At 69.6% G+C, this 24312-nt stretch carries 23 protein-coding genes and 4 tRNA genes; 19 read left to right on the top strand and 8 right to left on the bottom strand.

What is annotated here, in order from left to right:
- The first annotated feature begins 4 nt into the window (after nucleotides 1-4).
- The gene (locus tag EOT10_RS33370) at nucleotides 5-2644 is read left to right on the top strand and encodes an Hsp70 family protein (protein ID WP_127832117.1); all 2640 of its coding nucleotides are present in this window, start codon (nucleotides 5-7) and stop codon (nucleotides 2642-2644) included.
- Nucleotides 2645-2736: 92 nt separating this feature from the next.
- Nucleotides 2737-3204, top strand: a complete 468-nt coding sequence (locus EOT10_RS33365) for a hypothetical protein (RefSeq protein ID WP_127832116.1) — start codon at nucleotides 2737-2739, stop codon at nucleotides 3202-3204.
- Here EOT10_RS33365 and EOT10_RS33360 read toward each other — a convergent pair.
- From EOT10_RS33360 to EOT10_RS33350, 3 genes are all read right to left on the bottom strand, one after another.
- The gene (locus EOT10_RS33360) at nucleotides 3173-5167 is read right to left on the bottom strand and encodes a CHAT domain-containing protein (protein WP_127832115.1); all 1995 of its coding nucleotides are present in this window, start codon (nucleotides 5165-5167) and stop codon (nucleotides 3173-3175) included. The two genes, EOT10_RS33365 and EOT10_RS33360, sit on opposite strands and share 32 nt — an antisense overlap.
- Nucleotides 5164-5589, bottom strand: a complete 426-nt coding sequence (locus tag EOT10_RS33355; protein WP_127832114.1) for a hypothetical protein — start codon at nucleotides 5587-5589, stop codon at nucleotides 5164-5166. The genes EOT10_RS33360 and EOT10_RS33355 overlap by 4 nt, the downstream gene beginning before the upstream one ends.
- A 121-nt stretch (nucleotides 5590-5710) precedes the next feature.
- Nucleotides 5711-6199 (bottom strand): YajQ family cyclic di-GMP-binding protein, encoded by a 489-nt coding sequence (locus EOT10_RS33350; protein ID WP_127832113.1) that lies wholly within the window; start codon nucleotides 6197-6199, stop codon nucleotides 5711-5713.
- A 182-nt stretch (nucleotides 6200-6381) separates the two neighbouring features.
- On the opposite strand from EOT10_RS33350, the gene EOT10_RS33345 reads away from it, so the two are divergent.
- Nucleotides 6382-6463 (top strand) — tRNA-Tyr (locus EOT10_RS33345).
- A 90-nt stretch (nucleotides 6464-6553) separates the two neighbouring features.
- Nucleotides 6554-6778 carry a hypothetical protein gene (locus EOT10_RS33340; protein ID WP_127832112.1) on the top strand — a complete coding sequence of 75 codons (225 nt, stop codon included), beginning with the start codon at nucleotides 6554-6556 and terminating at the stop codon, nucleotides 6776-6778.
- Nucleotides 6779-6844: 66 nt separating this feature from the next.
- Here the strand turns inward: EOT10_RS33340 and EOT10_RS33335 are convergent, their stop codons facing one another.
- On the bottom strand, nucleotides 6845-7501 hold the full coding sequence (locus EOT10_RS33335) for an SDR family oxidoreductase (protein ID WP_127832111.1): 657 nt from the start codon (nucleotides 7499-7501) through the stop codon (nucleotides 6845-6847).
- A 153-nt stretch (nucleotides 7502-7654) separates the two neighbouring features.
- Nucleotides 7655-8914, bottom strand: a complete 1260-nt coding sequence (locus EOT10_RS33330; RefSeq protein ID WP_127832110.1) for an amidohydrolase family protein — start codon at nucleotides 8912-8914, stop codon at nucleotides 7655-7657.
- 291 nt (nucleotides 8915-9205) lie between these two features.
- On the opposite strand from EOT10_RS33330, the gene EOT10_RS33325 reads away from it, so the two are divergent.
- The 6 genes from EOT10_RS33325 to EOT10_RS33300 all read left to right on the top strand — a co-directional run bounded on the left by EOT10_RS33325 (nucleotide 9206) and on the right by EOT10_RS33300 (nucleotide 11807).
- Nucleotides 9206-9278 (top strand) — tRNA-Thr (locus EOT10_RS33325).
- Nucleotides 9279-9323: 45 nt separating this feature from the next.
- Nucleotides 9324-9396, top strand: a tRNA-Met gene (locus tag EOT10_RS33320).
- An 88-nt stretch (nucleotides 9397-9484) separates the two neighbouring features.
- Nucleotides 9485-9649 (top strand): 50S ribosomal protein L33, encoded by a 165-nt coding sequence (rpmG, locus tag EOT10_RS33315; RefSeq protein ID WP_100594914.1) that lies wholly within the window; start codon nucleotides 9485-9487, stop codon nucleotides 9647-9649.
- 146 nt (nucleotides 9650-9795) lie between these two features.
- Nucleotides 9796-10248 carry a MaoC family dehydratase N-terminal domain-containing protein gene (locus EOT10_RS33310; protein ID WP_127832109.1) on the top strand — a complete coding sequence of 151 codons (453 nt, stop codon included), beginning with the start codon at nucleotides 9796-9798 and terminating at the stop codon, nucleotides 10246-10248.
- A gap of 2 nt (nucleotides 10249-10250) precedes the next feature.
- A complete protein-coding gene (locus tag EOT10_RS33305; protein ID WP_127832108.1) occupies nucleotides 10251-10682 on the top strand; it encodes a MaoC family dehydratase in 432 nt (143 codons plus the stop codon).
- Between the two features lie 69 nt (nucleotides 10683-10751).
- A complete protein-coding gene (locus tag EOT10_RS33300; protein WP_127832107.1) occupies nucleotides 10752-11807 on the top strand; it encodes a UDP-N-acetylmuramate dehydrogenase in 1056 nt (351 codons plus the stop codon).
- Between the two features lie 19 nt (nucleotides 11808-11826).
- On the opposite strand, the gene EOT10_RS33295 is transcribed toward EOT10_RS33300, so the two are convergent.
- On the bottom strand, nucleotides 11827-12459 hold the full coding sequence (locus EOT10_RS33295) for an NAD(P)-dependent oxidoreductase (protein WP_127832106.1): 633 nt from the start codon (nucleotides 12457-12459) through the stop codon (nucleotides 11827-11829).
- Nucleotides 12460-12546: 87 nt separating this feature from the next.
- Here EOT10_RS33295 and EOT10_RS33290 point away from each other — a divergent pair, with 87 nt between their 5' ends.
- A complete protein-coding gene (locus EOT10_RS33290) occupies nucleotides 12547-13143 on the top strand; it encodes a TetR/AcrR family transcriptional regulator (protein ID WP_127832105.1) in 597 nt (198 codons plus the stop codon).
- Between the two features lie 15 nt (nucleotides 13144-13158).
- Here EOT10_RS33290 and EOT10_RS33285 read toward each other — a convergent pair whose 3' ends face one another.
- Together EOT10_RS33285 and EOT10_RS33280 are read right to left on the bottom strand one after the other, a co-directional pair.
- A complete protein-coding gene (locus tag EOT10_RS33285) occupies nucleotides 13159-14187 on the bottom strand; it encodes an adenosine deaminase (protein WP_127832104.1) in 1029 nt (342 codons plus the stop codon).
- 128 nt (nucleotides 14188-14315) lie between these two features.
- Nucleotides 14316-15554, bottom strand: coding sequence for a pyridoxal phosphate-dependent aminotransferase (locus EOT10_RS33280; RefSeq protein ID WP_127832103.1), 1239 nt, complete (start codon nucleotides 15552-15554; stop codon nucleotides 14316-14318).
- A 202-nt stretch (nucleotides 15555-15756) separates the two neighbouring features.
- On the opposite strand from EOT10_RS33280, the gene EOT10_RS33275 reads away from it, so the two are divergent.
- From EOT10_RS33275 to rpoB, 8 genes are all read left to right on the top strand, one after another.
- Nucleotides 15757-15829 (top strand) — tRNA-Trp (locus EOT10_RS33275).
- 109 nt (nucleotides 15830-15938) lie between these two features.
- Nucleotides 15939-16226: a preprotein translocase subunit SecE gene (secE, locus tag EOT10_RS33270; RefSeq protein ID WP_127832102.1), complete on the top strand. Its 288-nt coding sequence runs from the start codon at nucleotides 15939-15941 to the stop codon at nucleotides 16224-16226.
- Nucleotides 16227-16303: 77 nt separating this feature from the next.
- Nucleotides 16304-17185 (top strand): transcription termination/antitermination protein NusG, encoded by an 882-nt coding sequence (gene nusG, locus EOT10_RS33265; protein ID WP_127832101.1) that lies wholly within the window; start codon nucleotides 16304-16306, stop codon nucleotides 17183-17185.
- A 177-nt stretch (nucleotides 17186-17362) separates the two neighbouring features.
- The gene (gene rplK, locus EOT10_RS33260; RefSeq protein WP_127832100.1) at nucleotides 17363-17797 is read left to right on the top strand and encodes a 50S ribosomal protein L11; all 435 of its coding nucleotides are present in this window, start codon (nucleotides 17363-17365) and stop codon (nucleotides 17795-17797) included.
- A gap of 83 nt (nucleotides 17798-17880) precedes the next feature.
- Complete coding sequence (gene rplA / locus EOT10_RS33255) at nucleotides 17881-18609, top strand: 50S ribosomal protein L1 (protein ID WP_127832099.1); 729 nt, start codon at nucleotides 17881-17883, stop codon at nucleotides 18607-18609.
- A 553-nt stretch (nucleotides 18610-19162) separates the two neighbouring features.
- Entirely contained in the window at nucleotides 19163-19693 is a 531-nt protein-coding gene (gene rplJ, locus EOT10_RS33250) for a 50S ribosomal protein L10 (RefSeq protein ID WP_127832098.1), read from the top strand.
- Nucleotides 19694-19803: 110 nt separating this feature from the next.
- Complete coding sequence (rplL, locus tag EOT10_RS33245) at nucleotides 19804-20187, top strand: 50S ribosomal protein L7/L12 (RefSeq protein WP_093540770.1); 384 nt, start codon at nucleotides 19804-19806, stop codon at nucleotides 20185-20187.
- Between the two features lie 617 nt (nucleotides 20188-20804).
- Nucleotides 20805-24290 carry a DNA-directed RNA polymerase subunit beta gene (gene rpoB / locus EOT10_RS33235; RefSeq protein ID WP_127832097.1) on the top strand — a complete coding sequence of 1162 codons (3486 nt, stop codon included), beginning with the start codon at nucleotides 20805-20807 and terminating at the stop codon, nucleotides 24288-24290.
- The last annotated feature ends 22 nt before the right edge of the window (nucleotides 24291-24312 follow it).

The raw sequence follows: 24312 nt of genomic DNA, 5'->3' as shown, positions 1-24312 counted from the left end.
CCACATGAGCCAGCAGATCGTCAGCAAGGCCGTAGGCATCGACCTCGGCACGACCAACAGCGCGGTAGCCGTCATGAACCCCGCCGACAGCGAGATCGTGATCCACCGCGATCCGGTCTCGAAGTCGTACACGACGCCCAGCTGCGTCTGGCGCAGCCCGGCCGGCGGTGAACTCGTCGTGGGCCGCAAGGCGTTCGCCCGCAAGGGCAGCAGCCCGGAGCCGGTCACGTCGGTGAAGCGTCTGATGGGCAGCCGTACGACGGTCGACCTGGCCGGCGAGGAGTACACCCCGGCGCAGGTCTCGGCCGCGATCCTGGCCGAGATGAAGCGCCGGATCGAGACGGACGTGGCGGCGTTCGACAGCCCGGACGTCCGCTGGATCGTGGACCGCGCCGTGGTGACCGTGCCGGCGTACTTCGACCAGCCGCAGATCGACGCCACCCGCAAGGCCGCGGAGGAGGCCGGGCTCGAAGTCCTCGGCCTGCTCCACGAGCCGACCGCCGCCGCCAGCCACTACTGCTGGCGCACCGCCACCCGCGACGGCACGTTCCTCGTGTACGACCTCGGCGGCGGCACCTTCGACGTCAGCGTCCTGCGCTGCACCGCGGGCACGTTCGAGGTGCTCGGCATCAGCGGCAACAACCGCCTCGGCGGCGATGACATCGACGAGGCGTTCGCCCGCCACCTCCAGAAGATGCTCCAGGCGGACGGGTACGCCCTCGACCTCGACCCGGAGAACGACCCGGAGGACCGGCTCCGCTTCAGCCAGCTGAAGATCCTCGCGGAGGGCGCCAAGAAGGCCCTCACGGACCAGCCCGACTACATGCTGCGCGACACCGGGCGGCTCACCGACCAGGAGAAGCGGCCGGTGGTCATCGACGCGCTCCTGGAGCGTCCCGAACTCGACGACATCGCCCGCCCGTTGATCGAGCGGACCTTCGCGTACTGCGACGAGGCGCTGCGCCGCGCCGAGGACCGGGCCGGGATCACCCTCGCCGACGTCGACCACATCATCCTGGCGGGCGGCTCCACCCATATGCCGCTGGTGAGGGAGATGGTGACGCAGGAGCTGTGCGCGAACCCCGCGCCCGGCTCCGCCCGCCAGGTCCGCGCGGCCTGCGAGGCCCCGGTCTGCGACCACGCCGACACGGCCGTCGCCCTGGGAGCGGCGGTCCGCGCGGCGGCCGTCGGCGGCCTCGCCGTCTACGACGAGGACCGCACCGTCCGCGTCTCGTTCCGCGGCAGCGCCACCACGGGCTCCGCGGCCACCCACGTCGGCGGTTCCGTGCAGGTGCTCACCGGTGGCGTCGACCTCACCGGTGGCTACGTCCGCCTCACCACCGCGGGCTTCGAGGACCAGGCGGACCTCTCCGAGGAGGGCGCGTTCGCCTTCGCCCAGATCCCGGTCCAGCCGGACGCGGAGAGCCTGCTCACCTTCGAGGTGTACGACGCCGAGGGCGACCTGGTCGCCACGGCGGGCCGCGCACTCGCCCACAGCACCGGCGAGCTGCCGCCCGACGGTGGTACCGGCGGAGCGGCCATCAACTCCAAGGCGATCCTCCTGGAGGTGGACAAGGGCGACGGACGCACCGGCCGCCGTGAACTGGTCCCGGCCATGCAGCAGTTGCCCTTCGCGACCGACTACGACTTCGGACATCCCGGCAAGGAACAGGTGGAACTGCGCCTGTTCCAGCAGGCGGTGCCCATCCAGGTGATCAAGGTGACGGTCCCCTCGTCGACGCCGCGCGGAACGGCGATCCGGATGAACGTGGCCATGCAGGAGAACATGTCCATCACCGTCCAGGGCTCCATCGGTGAGGGCACCACCTTCGACGCCCTGCTCGAAGTGCCGGTGGACCCGCCGATGCCCGAGGCGCCCGTGGTCGAGGCGCTCTACCACCGCTTCGAGGAGAACGTCGGCTATCTGGCGGCGGGCCCGCAGAACGTGGTCCGGGTCAAGTGGACCACCGCCCGGCGCGCCTTCGAGGCGGCCCGCGACCGGGGCGACGTCTCCGCGGCGGTCCACGAGTTCCGCGAACTGGAGGAGATCGTGGCAGGCCTGGGCGAGACCGACCAGGAACTGCGCCCGCCCAAGCGGGAGTTCGACTCCCTCGTCGAGGACTGCCAGCGCCTGCACGCCCACCTGAGCGAGGAGGGCCCGGCCGGGGGCAAGCCGTTCGACGGCGCCGAGGTGAGCCGCGCCATCGAGGCCCAGCGCACCGAGGGCGAACGCGCCCACGCCGCCGGGGACCAGCGCCGGTACGGCGAGGCGATCGCCCAGCTCCAGGGCCACTTCACCTATCTGCGGGGCCTGCTGCGCTCCTCCTCGGGCGGCGGGGAGCCCTCCGCGCAGGACCGCGCCGAGAGCCTGCTGCGCTTCGGGTTCCAGCAGGTGGAGCAGCTGAGCCGGGTCGCCGTCGCCCGCCGCAGGGCCTCGGAGGAGAGCGACCTGGCCACCGTCAAGGGCCGCCTCGAACAGCTCGTACCGCTCCTCGCGACCAACCCGGACCAGGTGGTCCAGGAGGCCGGCAAGCTGGTCGCGCGCCTGCGCCAGCTCGCCCAGATCCTGCTCGGCACCACGAACGAGGCCACCGGCATCCCCCTCGACGAGGCCGGGTCCCGTACGCCGAGGGGGAGCCTGTGATGTCCGATGCGACGCCGAGGGGGAGCCTGTGATGTCCGATGCGACGCCGAGGGGGAGCCTGTGATGTCCGATGCGACGCCGAGGGGGACCCTGTGACGCCGGACCCGGGCCGCCTCGCCTGCCCCTTGCCGCGCTGCCGGGCCGCCAACACGGCCACGGCGGAGACCTGTCAGTCCTGCGGCACGCCCCTGCGCGCCTGGGCCCGCCTGCGCGCCCACCCCGCGCAACTCTTCAACGACGGCCTGGAAGCGGCCAGGTCGGGCCGCACGACCATCGCGCGTGACCACTTCGCCGCCGTCGTCCACTGGTGCCCGGGCGACGCCGAGGCGCGCAGCGCCCTGGCCCTCGCCTGTCTCCTCCTGGACGACCCGGACGAGGCCCGTCACCACTGGCGTCAGGTCCTCGTCCGCAGGCCCGGCGACGCGACGGCGCTGAAGGGCCTGGCCCACCTGGAGTCCGGAACGGAGCCCCCGAACACGGAGCACACGGAGCCCACGGAGCCCCCGGAGCCCCCGGAGCCCACTGATTTCACGGAGAAGGAGCCTGCAACGACTGAATGACCAGCTCCGGCGCCACCCCCAGGCGCCGCAGCATCGTCCGGGCCGTGGAGTCCTCGTCGGTGAGCAGCGCGATCAGCAACTCCTGCTCGCCGACGGGCTCCTGCGCGTCCCGGCACACCTCCTGGACCTTGCCGAGGGTCCGCGACGAGAACTCCCCGGGCCGGGGACTCCCGAGCCCGGCCAGCTTCCGGAACGCGGCGGCGCCGTCGTCCCCCTGCGCGGCGAGCGCCCCCCGCAGCGCCTCACTCCCGACGATCCCGAACGCGCGCAGCATCATGTACGTGCTGATCTTCTTGCGCTGCACCGACGCGAGGAGCCGGGCGCACTGCACGGCGGCGGCCGCGCGGGGGTCGAGCGCCGCGATGTCCACCCGCTCGTCGTCGCCGGGCGCCGGCGCGTCGGCGCCCGGCAGCAGCAGCCGCTCGGGCGCGACCCCGAAGAGCTGGAGCAGCTCGGCGCAGCTGCCGCCGCCGGTCGCGAGGAACGCCAGCGAGATGTCGTCGACGCCGATGTCCCGGCCGGCCTCCTGCGCCCGCGCCTCGGCCCCGTCGAGGACCCGGGTCACCGTGTCGGAGAGCGCGATCCGCTTGCCGTGCCCGTGCCCGTGCCCGTTCACGGAGGCGAGCGAGGCGCTGCTCGTGCCCACCTGGGTCGAGTCGCTCGGCCGCTGCCCCTGCAGTTCCCGTAGCACCTTGGCGAGCAGGTCCATGCGCTGGGCGCCGATGCGCCCGGCGGCCCGCTCCCGCACCTCGTCGTCCTCGAGGAGAGCCATCAGCAGGTCGACCGAGGTCACGAGTCCCCGTACGGCCGCGAACTTCCTGGTCCTGCGCAGCAGTTCGGCTGCCTCGGGCGTGAACTCGGGGCGCTCCGGCGCGGGCGGGAGCGGCGCGGCGACGTCGGCGGCCGCGGTCGAGATCCGCACCTCGGGATCCCCGTAGAGCACGAACGACGCCCAGGCCCAGTCCGCCCGCCGCTCCAGGTCGGCCCGCGCCTGCCGCATCGCGGCGCCGGCCGTGATCTGGTCCTGGAGCTGCCCGTAGAAGGCCTCGGCGAAGCGCAGCGCGCTCGCGTCCCCGACCGGCGTCCGCGTACCGACCACCGTCTTCGCGCCCATGACCATGAAGGACATGCAGGCGCTCATGGTGAGCGAGGCCTCGGCGAGGGCGCGGGCACCCGGTTCGAGCGAGGGTTCGGCGGACGCGCAGCCGTTGATGAACACGACGGGCGGCGCCCCGAGCCCGGCCAGCGGCTGCAGCGCGTCCATGTCGATGAGCTTGCGGTTGTGCACCATGAGCCCGGCCGCCCCGGAGGCCCCGGACACATGCCCCGAGTAGTGGAAGAGGTCGTACGGCTCCTCGTCCTCGGCCAGCTCTTGGATCACCCGGGTCAGGGTGGCGTCCCGCCCGATGAGGACCGTGCACGTGACGCCGTGCTCCCGGAGCCAGGCGCTGATCCGCTCGGTCTCCTCACGGGCCGACGCGAGATCCCCCAGGGTGTCGCCGACGACCAGCGCCCGCCGCACCTGCGTACAGGCCCGCCCGCCCACGACCGGCCGGCTCACGACGGACCGCCGCCCGAGCTCGTGCACGAGCCCGAGGAAACTGTCCCCGTCGTGCAGCAACTCCCAGGGAACCAAAGACTCGTTGGTGCTCACCAGAAGCGGCCCCGTCGACTCCTTCAGCTGGCGCACCATCTCGGGCCCGCCGGAGCGCGGGAAGAGCGAGTCGAAGAGAAGCCGCCCCTTCTGCCGGAGCACTCTGCCGAGCGTCGCGTCACCGTCATCGGCGTTCTTGAGCGCCTCGTCGATCTCCTTGCACAGGTCCTTGACCAGGTCCTGGCTCACATCGACGGCATGCTCCTGCTCCAGCGGCCCCACCACGGACCCGCCACCGGACTTCAGCCCGTACGCGTACTGGGTGCGCCCCGGACCGTGCGCCGAGGTGCGCACGTCGAGGGTGGTCATCGCCCGTCCCGCCGGTGCAGGTCGAGAAAGCGCGCGATGGCGTCGCTCTGCGCCCGGTCCGACGGATAGGTGATCTCCAGGCGCTGGTCGCCGACGGTGATGACGACGGACGGGACCACGTCGTCCGCCCCGGCCGGCGCGGGCCGCCGCGCCGCCGCCTCCCGGCGCCCGGCGAGCCAGCCGCGCACCGCCTCGACGATCGCCACCACGTCCACCACGCCGCCGACGAGCAGCGTGCACACCTGGACCAGCTCGGCGACGCGCTGGTCGGAGGCGGGCGCCGTGAGCCGTACCCGGTCGACACTGGCGGCCCCCGCGGCCGTCAGCGCCTGCTGGAGAGCGGCCAGTTCGGGCTCCGGATCCGGCCCGTGGAGCGCCAGTTCGAGGGTGGAGCCCGCGCCGACCGTGGGTTCTGCCGCCACAACAACCTCCTGTGCCCTGCGGGCAGCGGGAATCAAGTCCCACCAGCCTCGCACCGGGAGCGGCGGCAGGCCATCACGTCAGGGCAATTGACCCTGCCTCAGCGACAGTTGAGGCAAGTCCTCACCGGTAGTTCACGAACTGCAGCGCGAAATCGAAGTCCTGGCCCTTGAGCAGCGCCTGCACGGCCTGCAGGTCGTCCCGGCTCTTCGAGCTGACCCGCAGCTCGTCGCCCTGGACCTGCGCCTTGACGCCCTTGGGGCCCTCGTCGCGAATGATCTTGGCGACCTTCTTGGCGTTGTCCTGCGAGATGCCCTCCTCGATGGAGGCGAAGATCTTGTACTCCTTGCCGGAGAGCTGCGGCTCTCCCGCGTCCAGGGCCTTCAGCGAGATCCCGCGCTTGACCAGCTTGGTCTCGAAGACGTCGAGGATCGCCTTGACGCGCTCCTCGCCGCTGGCCTCCATGAGGATCTTCTCGCCGGACCACGAGATCGAGGCGCCCGTGCCCTTGAAGTCGTAGCGCTGCGAGATCTCCTTGGCGGCCTGGTTGAGGGCGTTGTCGACCTCCTGCCGCTCGACCTTCGAGACGATGTCGAAACTGGAGTCGGCCATGTCCTGTGGCTCCTTGTATCGGGGTGTGAAACAGCTTGCGTACGCGTGCGTCAAGCCTAGCCACCACGCCGCCCCCGGGTGCCGATCAATCGGGTGGCGAAGCACCCCCGTCCATCAGGTATCGTTTACGTCGTTGCCACGGAGCACCGCCCCACAGCGGAGATCCAAGGCAGCGAACCCATGGCGGTGTGCCCGAGCGGCCAAAGGGAGCAGACTGTAAATCTGCCGGCTCAGCCTTCCCAGGTTCGAATCCTGGCGCCGCCACATGGTGGGAAACCCCCTCCGGACTGTGACTTCACAGTCCGGAGGGGGTTTCTTCGTATGTACGGACAAACCGTGGCGCAGACTGATCGCATGTCTGCACCCTCGTCGTCCCGCCGCAGGAACTGCCCCGAGTGCCGCCGGGAGATCGCCGTCGTGGCCGGCCGGTACGCCCGTCACGATCCGCCGGGCGCCCGCGCCGCCGGTGAGCTGGTGTCCTGCCCCGGCTCCCGCAGGCCCGCGCAGCTCGGCGCCGCGCAGCCCTCCCTCGACGGCTACGCGGTCCCGACGGTGCCCGGCCAGCTCCCGCTCTTCTGAAGCGCCTTCCGAAGCGCCTCCTGGACCGCCTCCGAAGCGCCTTCTGAACGGCCTCCTGGGCCGCGCTCAGTTCCCCGCGATCGACTTGACCGCCACCGACACCGGCGCGGACCCCGAGACCAGCTCCAGGGTGAGGCCCGCCGTGGCGGGCGTGTCCACCAGCTCCGCGAGCACCGCCGCCACGTCGTCCCGCGGCACCGGACCCCGCCCGGTGGAGGCCTCCAGGCGTACGAGGCCGGTGCCCGCGTCGTCGGTCAGCATCCCGGGGCGCAGGATCGTCCAGTCGAGTCCCGGCCGGCTCCGTACGGACGCGTCCGCCTCGCCCTTGGCCCGCAGATACGCGTCGAAGATGTCGTCGCCCTGGTGGGCCGGGTCCGCGCCCATCGACGAGACCACGAGGTAGCGCCGCACCCCGGCCGCTTCCGCGGCGTCCGCGAACAGCACGGCCGCGCCGCGGTCCACGGTGTCCTTGCGCCCGGCGGTGCTGCCGGGCCCCGCGCCGGCCGCGAACACCGCCGCGTCCGCGCCCTCCAGCAGCGCGGCGACCTCCTCGACGGTCGCCGATTCCAGGTCGCACACCAGGGGCTCGGCCCCGGCCTCCCGCAGGTCGCCCGCCTGCTCGGAGCGGCGGATGATGCCCGCGACCTCGTCTCCGCGCGCGGAGAGCAGACGCTCGAGCCGCAGCGCGATCTGACCATGACCCCCAGCGATGACAATGCGCATGCTTCCGACCGTACGCCGGGCCGCCCCCGTTCGCCGCGCGACGAGCCCCGCGCCCCGCGGACTTGTCCCGCACCCGCCCCCCGGAGCCCGACATGACGGAGCGTCAATAATGAGTGGGTAAAGGCACCTTGCTCCTCCCACCGCCCCGCGCCCTCAGGCCCGCTCGCTGCCCCCGCCCTCCGGCTTCGCCATCCGCCCCTGCCGGGGCAGATCGAGCGCCGCGGCGGAGTCGCAGTACTCCCGCACCGCACTCGTCCGCGCCACCACGCGCCCCCGGTGCACCACGATCCGGCTGTACGCCAGCGAGAGCGCCCCCGCGAGCCGTTCACCCCGTACGGCGATCAGCTCCGCCGGGAAACCCGCCTCCACGCGCACCTCCGGCAGCCCGAGCGCCGCCCGCGCCGCCCCGCTCACACAGTCGTACGCGTCCTCGGGGCGCAGCCCGTAGCGCGAGGCCAGCAGGTAAGCGGCCTCCAGCGGGTCGCCGCGCCCCACCGGGTTCGCCACGTCCCGCAGCGCCCCGCTGCCCGCCGCGACCCGCACCCCGGCCGCGCGCAGGAGCCGTACCGGGGCGGTGTCGCGGCCGTCGACCCCGGCGCAGCCGCCCTGCGGCAGGCAGACCACCGTGACGCCCGCGGCGGCCAGTTGATCGGCGGTGCGGGCGGCGACCTCGCGCGGCAGCCGCCCGAGCCCGCCGCACGGCCCGATGGTGACGCCGGGCCGCAGCCCGCCCGTCATCGTCGCGATCCGCCCGAGCCGCGCCGGGTCGTGACCGTCCGTGTGCAGGTCCACCGGGCAGCCGTGCTCCGCCGCGACCTCCAGGACCGCCTCCACGTAGCCCGTCGGGTCGGGGTCGAGATCCGGGCAGCCACCCACCACGCAGGCGCCCATCTTCACCGCGTCCCGCAGCATCGAGAGCCCGTCGGCCCCGGCGAGGCCCGTCAGCAGCCTGGGCATGGCGACGGTCCGCAGGTCGGTCAGGCCGTGCAGCGACCGCCGCGCCTGGAGCACCGCCTCCAGCGGGCCGAGCCCCTGCACGTCCCCGATCCGTACGTGCGCGCGCTGCGCCGTGGCGCCGTGTCCGAGCTGCAGCAGGGCGGCCTCGGTCGCCCGCCGCTGCACGTCGGGCCCGTCGTACGAGACCGGCCCCTCCGTCTCCGCGGACAGCGTCGTGTCGCCGTGGGCGTGGGGTTCGGCGGGGGCGGGGAGCAGCAGATAGCCGGCGAGGTCCACGCGCGCGGAGTGGGTGGTGAGGCTTCCGGCCGTGCCGACGGCCTCGATGCGCCCGTCGTCGAGCCGCACGTCCACGGTCCGGCCGTCGGTGAGCCGGGCTCCGCACAGGAGGAGGGCGGTGCTCTCGGCGGTCGAGTCGTTGCCGGGGGAGTGGGGGTGCTGCGGCTGGCTGTCGGGCATCGCGCTCCTGGTGCTCGGGGGCGGCGGCCGCGTGGGCGGTGGCCTCCCCGTCGGGGCAGAGGAGGGACCGGCAGGGCGTACAAGATCACGCAGCGCGGGTCGAGCCTAGAGCTGCGGCAGGCCCGCTTCGAGGAGGAGCGCAATAGTCGTACCGCTGTCGTGCCGCGGTACGGATGAGGCGTGCGGAGGCGGTTGTTGCGGCTCCGGAAGGGGTGCGGCTGTGCCCGCGGAGGGCGGCCGGGAAACGGATTTGGGCGATCGGCGGGCGAGCGTGTAATGTCTTCATCGCTCGCCCCAATAGCTCAGTCGGTAGAGCGTCTCCATGGTAAGGAGAAGGTCTACGGTTCGATTCCGTATTGGGGCTCTGGTGTGAAGTTCCCTCACCTCAGGGTGAGGGGCATCGCATCAAAGCGGTGTAGCTCAGTCGGTAGAGCAAGCGGCTCATAATCGCTGTGTCACCGGTTCAAGTCCGGTCACCGCTACACACAGTAGCCGATTGTGGGGTCGGTCCTCCGGTCGGCTACTATTTGTGCGTTCATCCGTCAATCCGTCCGTCCAAGGAGCACTCACGTGGCTGCCACCGACGTCCGCCCGAAGATCACGCTGGCCTGCGTGGAGTGCAAGGAGCGGAACTACATCACCAAGAAGAACCGGCGCAACGACCCGGACCGTCTTGAGATGAAGAAGCACTGCCCGCGCTGCAACCAGCACACGGCGCACCGCGAAACGCGCTGACTCAGGCTCGTACACGAGGCCGTCCCCTTTACCGGGGGGCGGCCTCGTGTCGTTATCGCGTTCGACCAGTCGCCGTAAGATCCCGCAGCATCCGGCAACGTCCGGCAATGTTCGGCAACAGCGCAAATCCAGGAGGTGCCGAGTCCATGGCGCTCGACCAGTCCTTCGTGGGACGGTCCTACCCGCCCACCGACCCCTATGAGGTCGGCCGGGAGAAGATCCGTGAATTCGCGGAGGCCGTGCGGGACGCCAATCCCGCGTACGTCGATCCGGAGGCGGCCAAGGCGCTCGGCCACTCCGATGTGATCGCCCCGCCGACTTTTGTGTTCGCCATCACATTCAAGGCCGCGGGCCAGGTGATCGAGGACCCGCAGCTGGGCCTCGACTACAGCCGCGTCGTGCACGGCGACCAGAAGTTCGCCTACACGCGCCCCGTGCGCGCCGGCGACCGGCTCACCGTCACCTCGACGATCGAGGCGATCAAGTCCCTCGCGGGCAACGACATCCTGGACATCCGTGGCGAGGTCCACGACGAGGCGGGCGAGCACGTCGTGACCGCCTGGACCAAGCTCGTGTCGCGCGCGGCCGAGGGGGCGTGACCATGACGACGACCATTCAGTACGCGGACGTGGAGATCGGCACCGAGCTGCCGGCCCAGACGTTCCCCGTGACCCGGGCCACGCTCGTGCAGTACGCGGGCGCCTCCGGGGACTTCAACCCGATCCACTGGAACGAGAAGTTCGCGGTCGAGGTCGGCCTCCCGGACGTCATCGCCCACGGCATGTTCACCATGGCCGAGGCGATCCGCGTCGTGACCGACTGGGTCGGCGACCCCGCCGCCGTCGTGGAGTACGGGGTGCGCTTCACCAAGCCCGTCATCGTCCCGAACGACGACAAGGGCGCCGAGATCGAGGTCAGCGGCAAGGTCGCCGCCAAGCTCGACGACGGCCGCGTCCGTGTCGACCTCACCGCCATGAGCGCGGGCCAGAAGGTCCTCGGGATGTCGCGCGCCGTGGTGCAGCTCGCCCAGTAGGCACACACGCAGCCGTACGAGAAACGGCCCCGCCACTGCCGGCGGGGCCGTTCTCGTACTCTTGAGCCCGTGCAGGAACTCCACGACGCCCCCCTCGCCCCCCTGACCACCTTCCGACTCGGCGGTCCCGCGACGCGACTGCTGACGGCGACGACCGACGACGAGGTGATCGCCGCCGTCCGTGAGGCCGACGAGGCCGGTACGCCGCTGCTGATCGTCGGCGGTGGCAGCAACCTGGTCATCGGCGACAAGGGCTTCGCGGGCACGGCCCTGCGGATCGCCACGAAGGGCTTCTCCCTCGACGGTACGAGGCTCGAACTCGCGGCCGGAGAGGTATGGACCGACGCGGTCGCCCGCACCGTCGAGGCCGGGCTCGCCGGCATCGAGTGCCTGGCCGGAATCCCCGGCTCCGCCGGCGCCACGCCGATCCAGAACGTGGGCGCGTACGGCCAGGAGGTCTCGTCGACGATCACCGAGGTGGTCGCCTACGACCGGAAGACCGGCGAGACCGTCACGATTCCGAACGAGGAGTGCGCCTTCTCGTACCGGCACAGCCGTTTCAAGGCCGACCCGGACCGCTTCGTGGTGCTGCGCGTGCGGTTCGGGCTCGAGGACGCGGGCGGCATGAGCGCCCCGGTCAAGTACCCGGAGACGGCCCGCACCCTCGGTGTCGAGGCTGGCGACCGGGTCCCCGCCGCGCTCGCCCGAGAGACCGTCCTGAAGCTGCGCGCGGGCAAGGGAATGGTGCTCGACCCCGAGGACCACGACACCTGGTCGGCCGGGTCGTTCTTCACCAACCCGATCCTCACGGACGCGGAGACCTCCGCCTTCCACGCGCGCGTGGCCGAGCGTCTCGGTCCCGACGTGAAGGCCCCCGCGTTCCCGGCGGGCGAGGGGCTGACGAAGACCTCCGCGGCCTGGCTCATCGACAAGGCCGGCTTCACCAAGGGCTACGGCTCCGGGCCCGCCCGCATCTCCACCAAGCACACGCTCGCCCTCACCAACCGCGGCGAGGCGACCACCGACGACCTCCTGGCCCTGGCCCGCGAGGTCGTGGCCGGCGTCCACGACGCCTTCGGCGTGACGCTGGTCAACGAGCCGGTCACGGTGGGCGTGAGTCTCTGAGCTTTTCGAAGCAGGGCCGCTAGTACGCGACCCCCACGCCCTGCTTCACCGTCGCCGGGTCGTCGATCATCGCCAGCATCGCGTGAGCCACGTCGGCCCGCGAGATGCTGCGGCCGCTGCGCGGATTCCCGCCGACGACGGTCCGGTACGTGCCGGTGACCGGCTTGTCGGTGAGCTTGGGCGGGCGCACGGACGTCCAGTCCGTGGCGCTGCCCGCCAGCTCGCGCTCCATGGCCCGCAGATCGTCGTAGACGGGCTTGAGCAGCGAGTTGATGACGCCGAGCAGGGCGCGGTCGAGGAGCGGTGAGTTCTCCGGCTCGGGGCCGACCGGCGCCGCGCTGACGACGAGCAGCCGCCGTACGCCCTCCGCCTCCACCGCCCGCAGCACCGACCGGGTCAGCTCGGCCGCGATGCCCGCGTCGGCGCGCCGGCGGGCGCCGAGCCCCGACAGGGCCGCGTCGCGCCCGGCGACCGCGGGGCGCAGGGCCTCCGGATCCCGTACGTCCGCCCGGAACACGTCGAGATTCGCACCCGTCACCGTGAACCGCGCGGGATCCCGGACCACCGCCGTGACCTGGTGTCCCGCCGCCAGGGACTGTCGGACGATCTCCTGCCCGATGCCACCGGTCGCTCCGAAAACAGTGAGCCTCATGGCACACCCTCCTAGGGTGGGTAAGTGTTCACTCACCTCTAGAGTGAGTGGATACTCACCTGCTCGTCAAGCTTGGTTGGAGCCCGCATGCACCAGAAGCCGGCCCGGGTCCGCATCGTCGACGCGGCCCATGAACTCATGCTGAGCATCGGCCTTGCCCGCGCGACCACCAAGGAGATCGCCAAGGCGGCGGGTTGTTCGGAAGCGGCGCTCTACAAGTACTTCGCGAACAAGGAAGAGCTGTTCGTGACCGTTCTCAGCGAGCGGCTGCCCAAGCTCGGACCGCTCCTGACCGAGCTGACCGGGGAGCCGGGCACGCGGACCGTCGAGGAGAACCTCACGGAGATCGCCCGCGAGGCCGCCCTCTTCTACGAGCAGACCTTCCCGATGGCCGCCTCCCTGTACGCGGAACCCCAGCTCAAGCGCCGCCACGAGGAGGCGATGCGCGAGCTCGGCACGGGCCCCCACCGGCCGATCCAGGGCCTGGACGCCTACCTCAGGTCCGAGCAGAGCGCGGGCCGCGTCCGCCCCGACGCCGACACGTACGCCGCCGCGTCCCTCCTCCTCGGAGCCTGCGCCCAGCGCGCCTTCGCGTACGACATGGCCCCCGACCGCAAGCCCCCGCAGCCCCTGGACGAGTTCGCCGCATCCCTGACCCGCACCCTGCTCGCGGGCATCGCGTAGAGCGACGCCGAATCCTCAGGCCGGATCGGCCAGCCAGTCGTCGACCCCCGACAGGAGCTTCGCCTTGACGTCCTGCGGCGCCGCGGAGCCCCGCACCGACTGGCGCGCGAGCTCGGCCAGCTCCGTGTCGTCGAAGTCGTGGTACTGACGGGCGATCTCGTACTGGGCGGCCAGGCGCGAGCCGAACAGGAGCGGATCGTCGGCGCCGAGCGCCATCGGCACCCCGGCCTCGAACAAAGTGCGCAGGGGTACATCCTCGGGCTTCTCGTAGACGCCGAGCGCGACATTGGAGGCGGGGCACACCTCGCAGGTCACTCCCCGCTCGGCGAGGCGCCGCAGCAGCCGCGGGTCCTCGGCGGCCCGCACCCCGTGCCCGATCCGCGCGGCATCCAGGTCGTCCAGACAGTCACGCACGGACGCCGGCCCGGTCAGCTCGCCGCCGTGCGGCGCGGCCAGGAGACCGCCGTCCCGGGCGATGGCGAACGCCCGGTCGAAGTCCCGCGCCATGCCCCGCCGTTCGTCGTTGGAGAGCCCGAAGCCGACGATGCCCCGGTCCGCGTAGCGCACGGCGAGGCGGGCCAGCGTGCGGGCGTCCAGCGGGTGCTTCATCCGGTTCGCGGCCACCAGCAGCCGCATGCCGAGACCCGTGTCCCGCGATGCGGTCTCGACGGCGTCCAGGATGACCTCCAGGGCCGGAATCAGCCCCCCGAGCCGCGGCGCGTACGACGTCGGGTCGACCTGGATCTCCAGCCACCCGGACCCGTCCGCGAGATCCTCGAGGGCCGCCTCCCGCACGAGCCGCTGAATGTCCTCGGGCTCGCGCAGACAGGACCGCGCCGCGTCGTACAGCCGCTGGAAGCGGAACCAGCCGCGCTCGTCGGTGGCCCGCAGCTTCGGCGGCTCGGCCCCGGTCAGGGCGTCGGGCAGCCTGACCCCGTACTTGTCGGCGAGTTCGAGCAGGGTCGTGGGCCGCATCGACCCGGTGAAGTGCAGATGCAGATGGGCCTTGGGCAGCTGCCGTACATCACGTGGTACTCGCTCCATCCCAGGATCTTGCCGCACACACCCACCGCCCGGGAAGCGCCTTTCCTCGTTCGTGGCCCCCTCCGAACGAAGAAACGGGCCGCCCCCGGATGACCCGGGGGCGGCCCGCCTCACGCGTGCGGCGCGCGTCAGTCGCGCGCCTCCGCCAGCAGCTTCTGGATCCGCGAGACACCCTCGACCAGGTCCTCGTCACCCAGCGCGTACGACAGGCGCAGGTAGCCCGGCGTGCCGAAGGCCTCACCGGGGACGACCGCGACCTCGGCCTCCTCCAGGATGAGCGCGGCCAGCTCGACGGAGCTCTGCGGACGCTTGCCGCGGATCTCCTTGCCGATGAGCTCCTTGACCGACGGGTACGCGTAGAAGGCGCCCTCCGGCTCGGGGCAGAACATGCCGTCGATCTCGTTCAGCATGCGCACCATGGTCTTGCGGCGCCGGTCGAAGGCCTCGCGCATCTTCGCGACGGCCGTCAGGTCGCCCGAGACGGCGGCGAGCGCGGCGACCTGCGCGACGTTCGACACGTTGGACGTGGCGTGCGACTGCAGGTTGGTCGCGGCCTTCACGACGTCCTTCGGGCCGACGATCCACCCGACGCGCCAGCCGGTCATCGCGTACGTCTTGGCGACGCCGTTCACCACGATGCACTTCTCGCGCAGCTCGGGCAGGAGCGCCGGCAGGGACGTGAACTTCGCGTCCCCGTAGACCAGGTGCTCGTAGATCTCGTCCGTGAGCACCCACAGGCCGTGCTCGACGGCCCAGCGGCCGATCGCCTCGGCGTCGGCCTCGCTGTACACCGCGCCGGTCGGGTTCGACGGCGAGACGAACAGGACGACCTTCGTGCGCTCGGTGCGCGCGGCCTCCAGCTGCTCCACGGACACGCGGTAGCCGGTCGTCTCGTCGGCCACGACCTCGACCGGGACACCACCGGCGAGACGGATCGACTCGGGGTACGTCGTCCAGTACGGCGCCGGGACGATGACCTCGTCGCCCGGGTCGAGGATCGCGGCGAAGGCCTCGTAGATGGCCTGCTTGCCGCCGTTGGTCACCAGGACCTGCGAGGGGTCGACCTCGTAGCCCGAGTCGCGCAGCGTCTTCGCGGCGATCGCGGCCTTCAGCTCGGGCAGGCCGCCGGCGGGCGTGTACCGGTGGTACTTCGGGTTCTTGCAGGCCTCGATGGCCGCTTCGACGATGTAGTCCGGGGTCGGGAAGTCGGGCTCACCCGCGCCGAAACCGATGACCGGACGCCCGGCGGCCTTGAGGGCCTTGGCCTTGGCGTCGACGGCCAGGGTCGCGGACTCGGAGATCGCGCCGACTCGGGCGGAGACCCGGCGCTCGGTGGGCGAGGAGGAGGGAGTAGCAGCAGCGCTCATGAACCCATCGTTCCAGACCGGAAAGCCGCCCGGCACACGGGTTTCACGGACCGGACGATCCGTTGTTGATCCACTTCTGATCCCCATCTGTTCGACGGAGGGCTTCGGAGCACGTACACTCACTGCTCGTTGGCCTTCACCGACCGCACTTTCCGGGCACACGACGTGCAGCCAGAAGGATGCGGTACGTTGGGGAAGACAAAGGGTCGTAGCTCAATTGGTAGAGCACTGGTCTCCAAAACCAGCGGTTGGGGGTTCAAGTCCCTCCGGCCCTGCTACACACTCCTTCGCCAGGATGTGTGCGCATGTACGTACTGCAAATGCATCGCCGTGCGGCTCAACCGGACGCGGCACGGCCACGACCGGGAATTCAGGTGAGGACGCGTGACGGACGCCGTGGGCTCCATCGACATGCCTGATGCCCAGGACGAGGCGCCGGAGTCCAAAAAGAAGGCCCGCAAGGGCGGCAAGCGCGGCAAGAAGGGCCCCTTCGGCCGTCTCGCGCTCTTCTACCGCCAGATCGTCGCGGAGCTCCGCAAGGTCGTCTGGCCGACTCGTAACCAGCTCACCACGTACACCAGTGTGGTGATCGTTTTCGTCGTCATCATGATCGCTCTGGTGACCGTGATTGACTATGGCTTCAACCACGCCGTCAAGTACATCTTCGGCTGAGCCGAGAGCGAAGGGCGCCGGACCCGGCGCCCCTTTCGCGTGTTCCACCCCCATGTATCCAGGAAGAAGCAGCCACAGTGTCTGACCCGAACCTGAACGAGGCGATCGAGCCCGTCGAGTCCGTTGAGGACGAGCTCGACATCGTCGAGGCGGCGGACGCCGAGGACCCGGACCAGGCCGAGGCTGCCGACGCCGCCGCCGGTGAGGCTGCCGAAGAGGCCGCCGTGCACGTCGAGGACGAGGCCGCCGCCGAAGCCGACGAGGACGAGGCCGCCGAGGAGTCCCTCGAGGACGAGTCCGAGGACGCCGCCGAGGACGAGACCGTCGAGGAGTCCGAGCCGGTCGACCCCATCGCCGCCCTGCGTGAGGAACTCCGCACGCTGCCCGGCGAGTGGTACGTCATCCACACGTACGCCGGTTACGAGAACCGCGTGAAGACCAACCTCGAGCAGCGCGCCGTCTCGCTGAACGTCGAGGACTTCATCTTCCAGGCCGAGGTGCCGCAGGAAGAGGTCGCGCAGATCAAGAACGGCGAGCGCAAGACGATCAAGCAGAACAAGCTGCCTGGTTATGTGCTCGTCCGCATGGACCTGACGAACGAGTCCTGGGGCGTCGTCCGCAACACCCCCGGCGTCACCGGCTTCGTGGGCAACGCCTACGACCCGTACCCGCTGACCCTGGACGAGATCGTCAAGATGCTCGCCCCGGAGGCCGAGGAGAAGGCCGCCCGTGAGGCCGCCGAGGCCGAGGGCAAGCCGGCTCCGTCCCGCAAGGTCGAGGTCCAGGTCCTGGACTTCGAGGTCGGCGACTCGGTCACCGTCACCGACGGCCCGTTCGCGACGCTGCAGGCCACGATCAACGAGATCAACGCCGACTCGAAGAAGGTCAAGGGCCTCGTCGAGATCTTCGGCCGCGAGACCCCGGTCGAGCTCAGCTTCGACCAGATCCAGAAGAACTAGCCCCTGCCGGCACCTTCTGGAACAAGCACTTCCGAACAGGTCAGACGGGCTCTCAAAGCCTGTCTGACCTGCTCGGTTTTTGGCCGCACATAGATACCCGTTATCGTGGTGCGGTATGCCTCCATCCGGATGACCGGATGTCGGCTGAAAACTCTCACTAGGACCCGGAGAGAGCACATGCCTCCCAAGAAGAAGAAGGTCACGGGGCTTATCAAGCTCCAGATCCAGGCTGGTGCCGCCAACCCGGCCCCGCCGGTCGGCCCCGCGCTTGGCCAGCACGGCGTCAACATCATGGAGTTCTGCAAGGCCTACAACGCCGCGACCGAGTCGCAGCGTGGCTGGGTCATCCCGGTGGAGATCACGGTCTACGAGGACCGTTCCTTCACCTTCGTGACCAAGACGCCGCCGGCCGCGAAGATGATCCTCAAGGCCGCCGGCATCGAGAAGGGCTCCGGCGAGCCCCACAAGACCAAGGTCGCGAAGATCACCGACGCGCAGGTCCGCGAGATCGCCACCACCAAGATGGCCGACCTCAACGCCAACGACCTGGACGCCGCCGCGAAGATCATCGCCGGTACCGCGCGTTCCATGGGCGTCACGGTCGAGGGCTGACCCTCACCCCCGTAAGACCTTTCAGTGGCAGGGCCAGCGCCGGCCCGGACCACGAACTCCATACCTGAACTCCAGGAGTAGAAGTGAAGCGCAGCAAGACTCTCCGCGCTGCGGACGCGAAGATCGACCGGGACAAGCTCTACGCCCCGCTCGAGGCCGTCCGTATCGCCAAGGAGACCTCCGCGACGAAGTTCGACGGCACCGTCGAGGTCGCCTTCCGTCTGGGTGTCGACCCGCGCAAGGCCGACCAGATGGTCCGTGGCACCGTGAACCTCCCGCACGGCACCGGCAAGACCGCCCGGGTCCTGGTCTTCGCGACCGGTGACCGTGCTGCGGCCGCGGAAGCCGCGGGCGCCGACATCGTCGGCTCCGACGAGCTCATCGACGAGATCTCCAAGGGCAACCGCCTGAACGAGTTCGACGCCGTCGTCGCCACCCCGGACCTCATGGGCAAGGTCGGCCGCCTCGGCCGCGTGCTCGGTCCCCGTGGCCTCATGCCGAACCCGAAGACCGGCACCGTGACCCCGGACGTGGCCAAGGCCGTGAACGAGATCAAGGGCGGCAAGATCGAGTTCCGCGTCGACAAGCACTCGAACCTCCACTTCATCATCGGCAAGGTGTCCTTCGACGACACCCAGCTGGTGGAGAACTACGGCGCGGCCCTGGACGAGATCCTTCGTCTGAAGCCGTCCGCCGCCAAGGGTCGTTACATCAAGAAGGCCGCCATCGCCACCACGATGGGCCCCGGCGTTCCGGTCGACCCGAACCGCACCCGCAACCTCCTCGTCGAGGAGGACCCGGCCGCGGTCTGAGCCTCGTAGCTCACCGAAGTCGGTTCCGGGCCCCGCACCTTTCGAGGTGCGGGGCCCGTTCCCGTTTTCGCCTTGTCCCGGCCTTTGCCGGTCTGGTGTCCTGCGGCGCGCCGAAGGCCCCCGAGGCCGACGAGAACGTCACCGGGGCGCTGCGGGCCGCACGCGGCACCCTGAGCGTGGCCACGACGGGTGGCTCGATGGCCGGGGCCACCCGCCTGATGGGCGGCTCGCCCTCCCAGTCCCGCTTCCTGCCCGACGCGTACTACATGGGGACGTCGTTCGGGCGGATTTGCCTGAGCCGGACCCCGTCACGTAGTCTCCTCGAGAAGCCAAAGACCGCTGGTCGTTGCCGTGCCCTCGCAAGAGGAAGCGGCGACCGAAGGATCTGCTGAAAGCGGACGACCTGCGCAGGTGACTGTGGAAAGTTCCCGGACGCTGTTCTTCACCGAACAAAGACCGGTCGAGCTACGCCCCGTGCGCCTGCGCCGGGGCGTTTTGTTTTGTACAGCCCCTTCTGAGCGGTCCTCATCACCCGGAAGGAGGCCGACGCTCTATGGCAAGGCCCGACAAGGCTGCCGCGGTAGCCGAGCTCACGGACCAGTTCCGCAGCTCGAACGCCGCCGTGCTGACCGAGTACCGGGGTCTCACCGTGGCGCAGCTCAAGACGCTGCGTCGTTCGCTCGGTGAGAACGCCCAGTACGCCGTGGTGAAGAACACGCTGACCAAGATTGCGGCCAACGAGGCCGGGATCAACACGCTGGACGACCTCTTCAACGGTCCGACGGCGGTTGCCTTCATCACCGGTGACCCGGTGGTGTCGGCGAAGGGTCTTCGTGACTTCGCCAAGGAAAACCCGAACCTCATCATCAAGGGCGGTGTCCTTGACGGTAAGGCGCTGTCCGCCGATGAGATCAAGAAGCTTGCGGACCTCGAGTCCCGCGAGGTTCTGCTCGCCAAGCTGGCGGGCGCCTTCAAGGGCAAGCAGACTCAGGCTGCCCAGGTCTTCCAGGCGCTCCCGTCGAAGTTCGTCCGCACCGCGGAGGCGCTTCGTGCCAAGCAGGCCGAGCAGGGCGGTGCCGAGTAACTCGGCTCGCGCAATGATCGCCGCCCACTAGGGCGACGGTCGCAGCGGGCCGAACGTACGCCCGCCTACATGTACATCGGCACCAGCCGAATTAGTGGAAGGACGCCATCATGGCGAAGCTGTCCCAGGACGACCTGCTCGCGCAGTTCGAGGAGATGACCCTCATCGAGCTCTCCGAGTTCGTGAAGGCCTTCGAGGAGAAGTTCGACGTCACCGCCGCCGCGGCCGTCGCCGTTGCCGGCCCCGCCGCCGGTGGCGCTGCCCCCGAGGCTGCCGAGGAGCAGGACGAGTTCGACGTCATCCTCACCGGCGCCGGCGAGAAGAAGATCCAGGTCATCAAGGTCGTGCGCGAGCTCACCTCCCTGGGCCTCAAGGAGGCCAAGGACCTCGTCGACGGCACCCCGAAGCCGGTCCTCGAGAAGGTCGCCAAGGAGGCCGCTGAGAAGGCTGCCGAGTCCCTCAAGGCTGCCGGCGCCTCCGTCGAGGTCAAGTAACACCTCGCGAGCCTCCTGACTCGCTGCTGAGCGGCTCCCGCGTGGGGCTGTAACGCGAACGTACTGAAGGGCGATCACCCATCTGGGTGGTCGCCCTTCGGCGTTCCCGGGGGCTCCTGAGGCGGCTGCCTTGCACTGACGGTTGCGACGAGTATGGTGATCTTCGTTGTGCCTGGAGCCGGTGTGAGCCGGTCGGTGGTGGTCACGGCGATCCCGTCCGGAGGGATGGGGGCCTTGACGAACCGCACGCAGCGCGCAATTCTCAGGACGCGTCGTCACAAGGATCCGGATCCGAGGCATGGATCGACGGCGAAGAGGGCAGTAAGGATGTGCGCTCTGTAAGTGACGTGTCGCAGATGTTGAGAACAACGAGGGTCTGACGAGGGTCGTTGAGGACAACGAGGGTCTCAAAAAACCCGCACTGGACATCAGTGAGCCAAGTGGCTACACTGACCCTTTGCGCTGCCTGTTAGCTGCCTCCTGCCCGTCACCAGGGGCATACCCTCGCTCGAGCACCGTGGACTGAAGCCTCCCTGACCGGGGATTTCCGTCCCGTCCCGTGCCAGCTTGGGACCGGTACGCGCGTAGTGAGTCCGAGCCCTCGGAAGGACCCCCTCTTGGCCGCCTCGCGCACTGCCTCGACCGCGAATACGAACAACGGCGCAAGCACCGCCCCGCTGCGCATCTCCTTTGCAAAGATCAAGGAGCCCCTCGAGGTTCCCAACCTGCTCGCGCTGCAGACCGAGAGCTTCGACTGGCTGCTCGGCAACACCGCCTGGCAGAGTCGGGTCGAGGCGGCTCTTGAGTCCGGTCAGGACGTCCCCACCAAGTCCGGTCTGGAGGAGATCTTCGAGGAGATCTCTCCGATCGAGGACTTCTCCGGGTCGATGTCGCTGACGTTCCGCGACCACCGTTTCGAGCCTCCGAAGAACAGCATCGACGAGTGCAAGGACCGCGACTTCACGTTCGCCGCCCCGCTCTTCGTCACGGCTGAGTTCACCAACAACGAGACCGGCGAGATCAAGTCCCAGACGGTCTTCATGGGCGACTTCCCGCTCATGACCAACAAGGGCACCTTCGTCATCAACGGCACCGAGCGTGTCGTGGTGTCGCAGCTCGTCCGCTCGCCGGGTGTCTACTTCGACTCCTCCATCGACAAGACGTCCGACAAGGACATCTTCTCGGCCAAGGTCATCCCCTCGCGTGGTGCCTGGCTGGAGATGGAGATCGACAAGCGCGACATGGTCGGTGTCCGCATCGACCGCAAGCGCAAGCAGTCCGTCACCGTCCTGCTCAAGGCTCTCGGTTGGACGACCGAGCAGATCCTCGAGGAGTTCGGCGAGTACGAGTCCATGCGCGCCACCCTGGAGAAGGACCACACCCAGGGCCAGGACGACGCGCTGCTCGACATCTACCGCAAGCTGCGTCCGGGCGAGCCGCCGACCCGTGAGGCCGCGCAGACGCTGCTCGAGAACCTCTACTTCAACCCGAAGCGCTACGACCTCGCGAAGGTCGGCCGCTACAAGGTCAACAAGAAGCTGGGTGGCGAAGCCCCGCTGGACGCCGGCGTCCTGACCGTCGAGGACATCATCTCGACGATCAAGTACCTGGTGAAGCTGCACGCCGGTGAGACCGAGACCGTGGGTGACAGCGGTGCCTCGATCGTCGTCGAGACCGACGACATCGACCACTTCGGCAACCGTCGTCTGCGTAACGTCGGCGAGCTCATCCAGAACCAGGTCCGCACGGGTCTGGCTCGTATGGAGCGCGTCGTCCGCGAGCGGATGACCACCCAGGACGTCGAGGCGATCACGCCGCAGACCCTGATCAACATCCGGCCGGTCGTCGCCTCCATCAAGGAGTTCTTCGGCACCAGCCAGCTGTCGCAGTTCATGGACCAGAACAACCCGCTGTCGGGTCTCACCCACAAGCGTCGCCTGTCGGCTCTTGGCCCGGGTGGTCTGTCCCGTGAGCGGGCCGGCTTCGAGGTCCGTGACGTGCACCCGTCTCACTACGGCCGCATGTGCCCGATCGAGACGCCTGAAGGCCCGAACATCGGTCTGATCGGTTCGCTCGCCTCGTACGGCCGCGTCAACGCGTTCGGCTTCGTCGAGACGCCGTACCGCAAGGTCGTCGAGGGTGTCGTCACCGACGACGTCGACTACCTGACCGCCGACGAGGAGGACCGCTTCGTCATCGCCCAGGCCAACGCCGGCCTGTCCGACGACATGCGTTTCACCGAGAACCGCGTCCTGGTCCGCCGTCGTGGCGGAGAGATCGACTACATCCCGGGCGACGACGTCGACTACATGGACGTCTCGCCGCGCCAGATGGTGTCGGTCGCGACGGCCATGATCCCGTTCCTCGAGCACGACGACGCCAACCGTGCCCTCATGGGCGCGAACATGATGCGTCAGGCGGTGCCGCTGATTAAGTCGGAGGCCCCGCTCGTCGGCACCGGCATGGAGTACCGCTGCGCCACCGACGCCGGCGACGTGCTCAAGGCCGACAAGGACGGTGTGGTCCAGGAAGTCTCCGCGGACTACATCACCACGACGAACGACGACGGCACGTACACCACGTACCGCCTCGCCAAGTTCTCCCGCTCCAACCAGGGCACCTCCGTCAACCAGAAGGTTGTCGTGGACGAGGGCGCCCGCGTGATCGAGGGCCAGGTCCTGGCCGACGGTCCCGCGACCGAGAACGGCGAGATGGCGCTCGGCAAGAACCTGCTCGTGGCGTTCATGCCGTGGGAGGGTCACAACTACGAGGACGCGATCATCCTGTCGCAGCGCCTCGTGCAGGACGACGTCCTCTCCTCGATCCACATCGAGGAGCACGAGGTCGACGCCCGTGACACCAAGCTCGGCCCGGAGGAGATCACCCGGGACATCCCGAACGTCTCCGAAGAGGTCCTCGCCGACCTCGACGAGCGCGGCATCATCCGTATCGGTGCCGAGGTCGTCGCCGGCGACATCCTCGTCGGCAAGGTCACGCCCAAGGGTGAGACCGAGCTGACCCCCGAGGAGCGCCTGCTCCGGGCGATCTTCGGTGAGAAGGCGCGCGAGGTGCGCGACACCTCGCTGAAGGTGCCGCACGGCGAGATCGGCAAGGTCATCGGCGTCCGCGTCTTCGACCGTGAAGAGGGCGACGAGCTGCCGCCGGGCGTGAACCAGCTGGTTCGTGTCTACGTGGCGCAGAAGCGCAAGATCACGGACGGTGACAAGCTCGCCGGACGCCACGGCAACAAGGGTGTTATCTCGAAGATCCTTCCGATCGAGGACATGCCGTTCCTCGAGGACGGAACTCCGGTCGACATCATCCTCAACCCGCTGGGTGTCCCGTCCCGAATGAACCCGGGACAGGTCCTGGAGATCCACCTCGGCTGGCTCGCCAGCCGCGGCTGGGACGTCTCCGGCCTCGGTGACGAGTGGGCCAAGCGCCTGCAGGCCATCGGCGCCGACCAGGTCGCCCCCGGCACCAACGTCGCGACCCCGGTCTTCGACGGTGCCCGCGAGGACGAGATCTCCGGTCTCTTCGAGGCCACGATCCCGAACCGCGACGGTGACCGCCTGGTCCAGCCGTCCGGCAAGGCCAAGCTGTTCGACGGCCGCTCCGGTGAGCCGTTCCCGGACCCGATCTCGGTCGGGTACATGTACATCCTCAAGCTGCACCACCTGGTCGACGACAAGCTCCACGCCCGTTCGACCGGTCCGTACTCCATGATCACCCAGCAGCCGCTGGGTGGTAAGGCTCAGTTCGGTGGCCAGCGATTCGGTGAGATGGAGGTGTGGGCGCTTGAGGCTTACGGCGCCGCGTACGCACTCCAGGAGCTCCTGACGATCAAGTCCGACGACGTGACCGGCCGCGTGAAGGTCTACGAGGCCATCGTCAAGGGCGAGAACATCCCCGAGCCGGGCATTCCCGAGTCCTTCAAGGTGCTCATCAAGGAAATGCAGTCGCTCTGCCTCAACGTGGAGGTGCTGTCCTCGGACGGCATGTCCATCGAGATGCGCGACACCGACGAGGATGTCTTCCGCGCTGCGGAGGAGCTCGGTATCGACCTGTCCCGGCGCGAGCCGAGCAGCGTCGAAGAGGTCTGACGGGCCTGGCCGGGGGCTCCCA

It is taken from the genome of Streptomyces antnestii, from assembly GCF_004005495.1.
GTDB classification, from domain to species: Bacteria; Actinomycetota; Actinomycetes; order Streptomycetales; family Streptomycetaceae; genus Streptomyces; species Streptomyces antnestii.
This window is presented reverse-complemented; position numbering and strand designations above follow the sequence as displayed.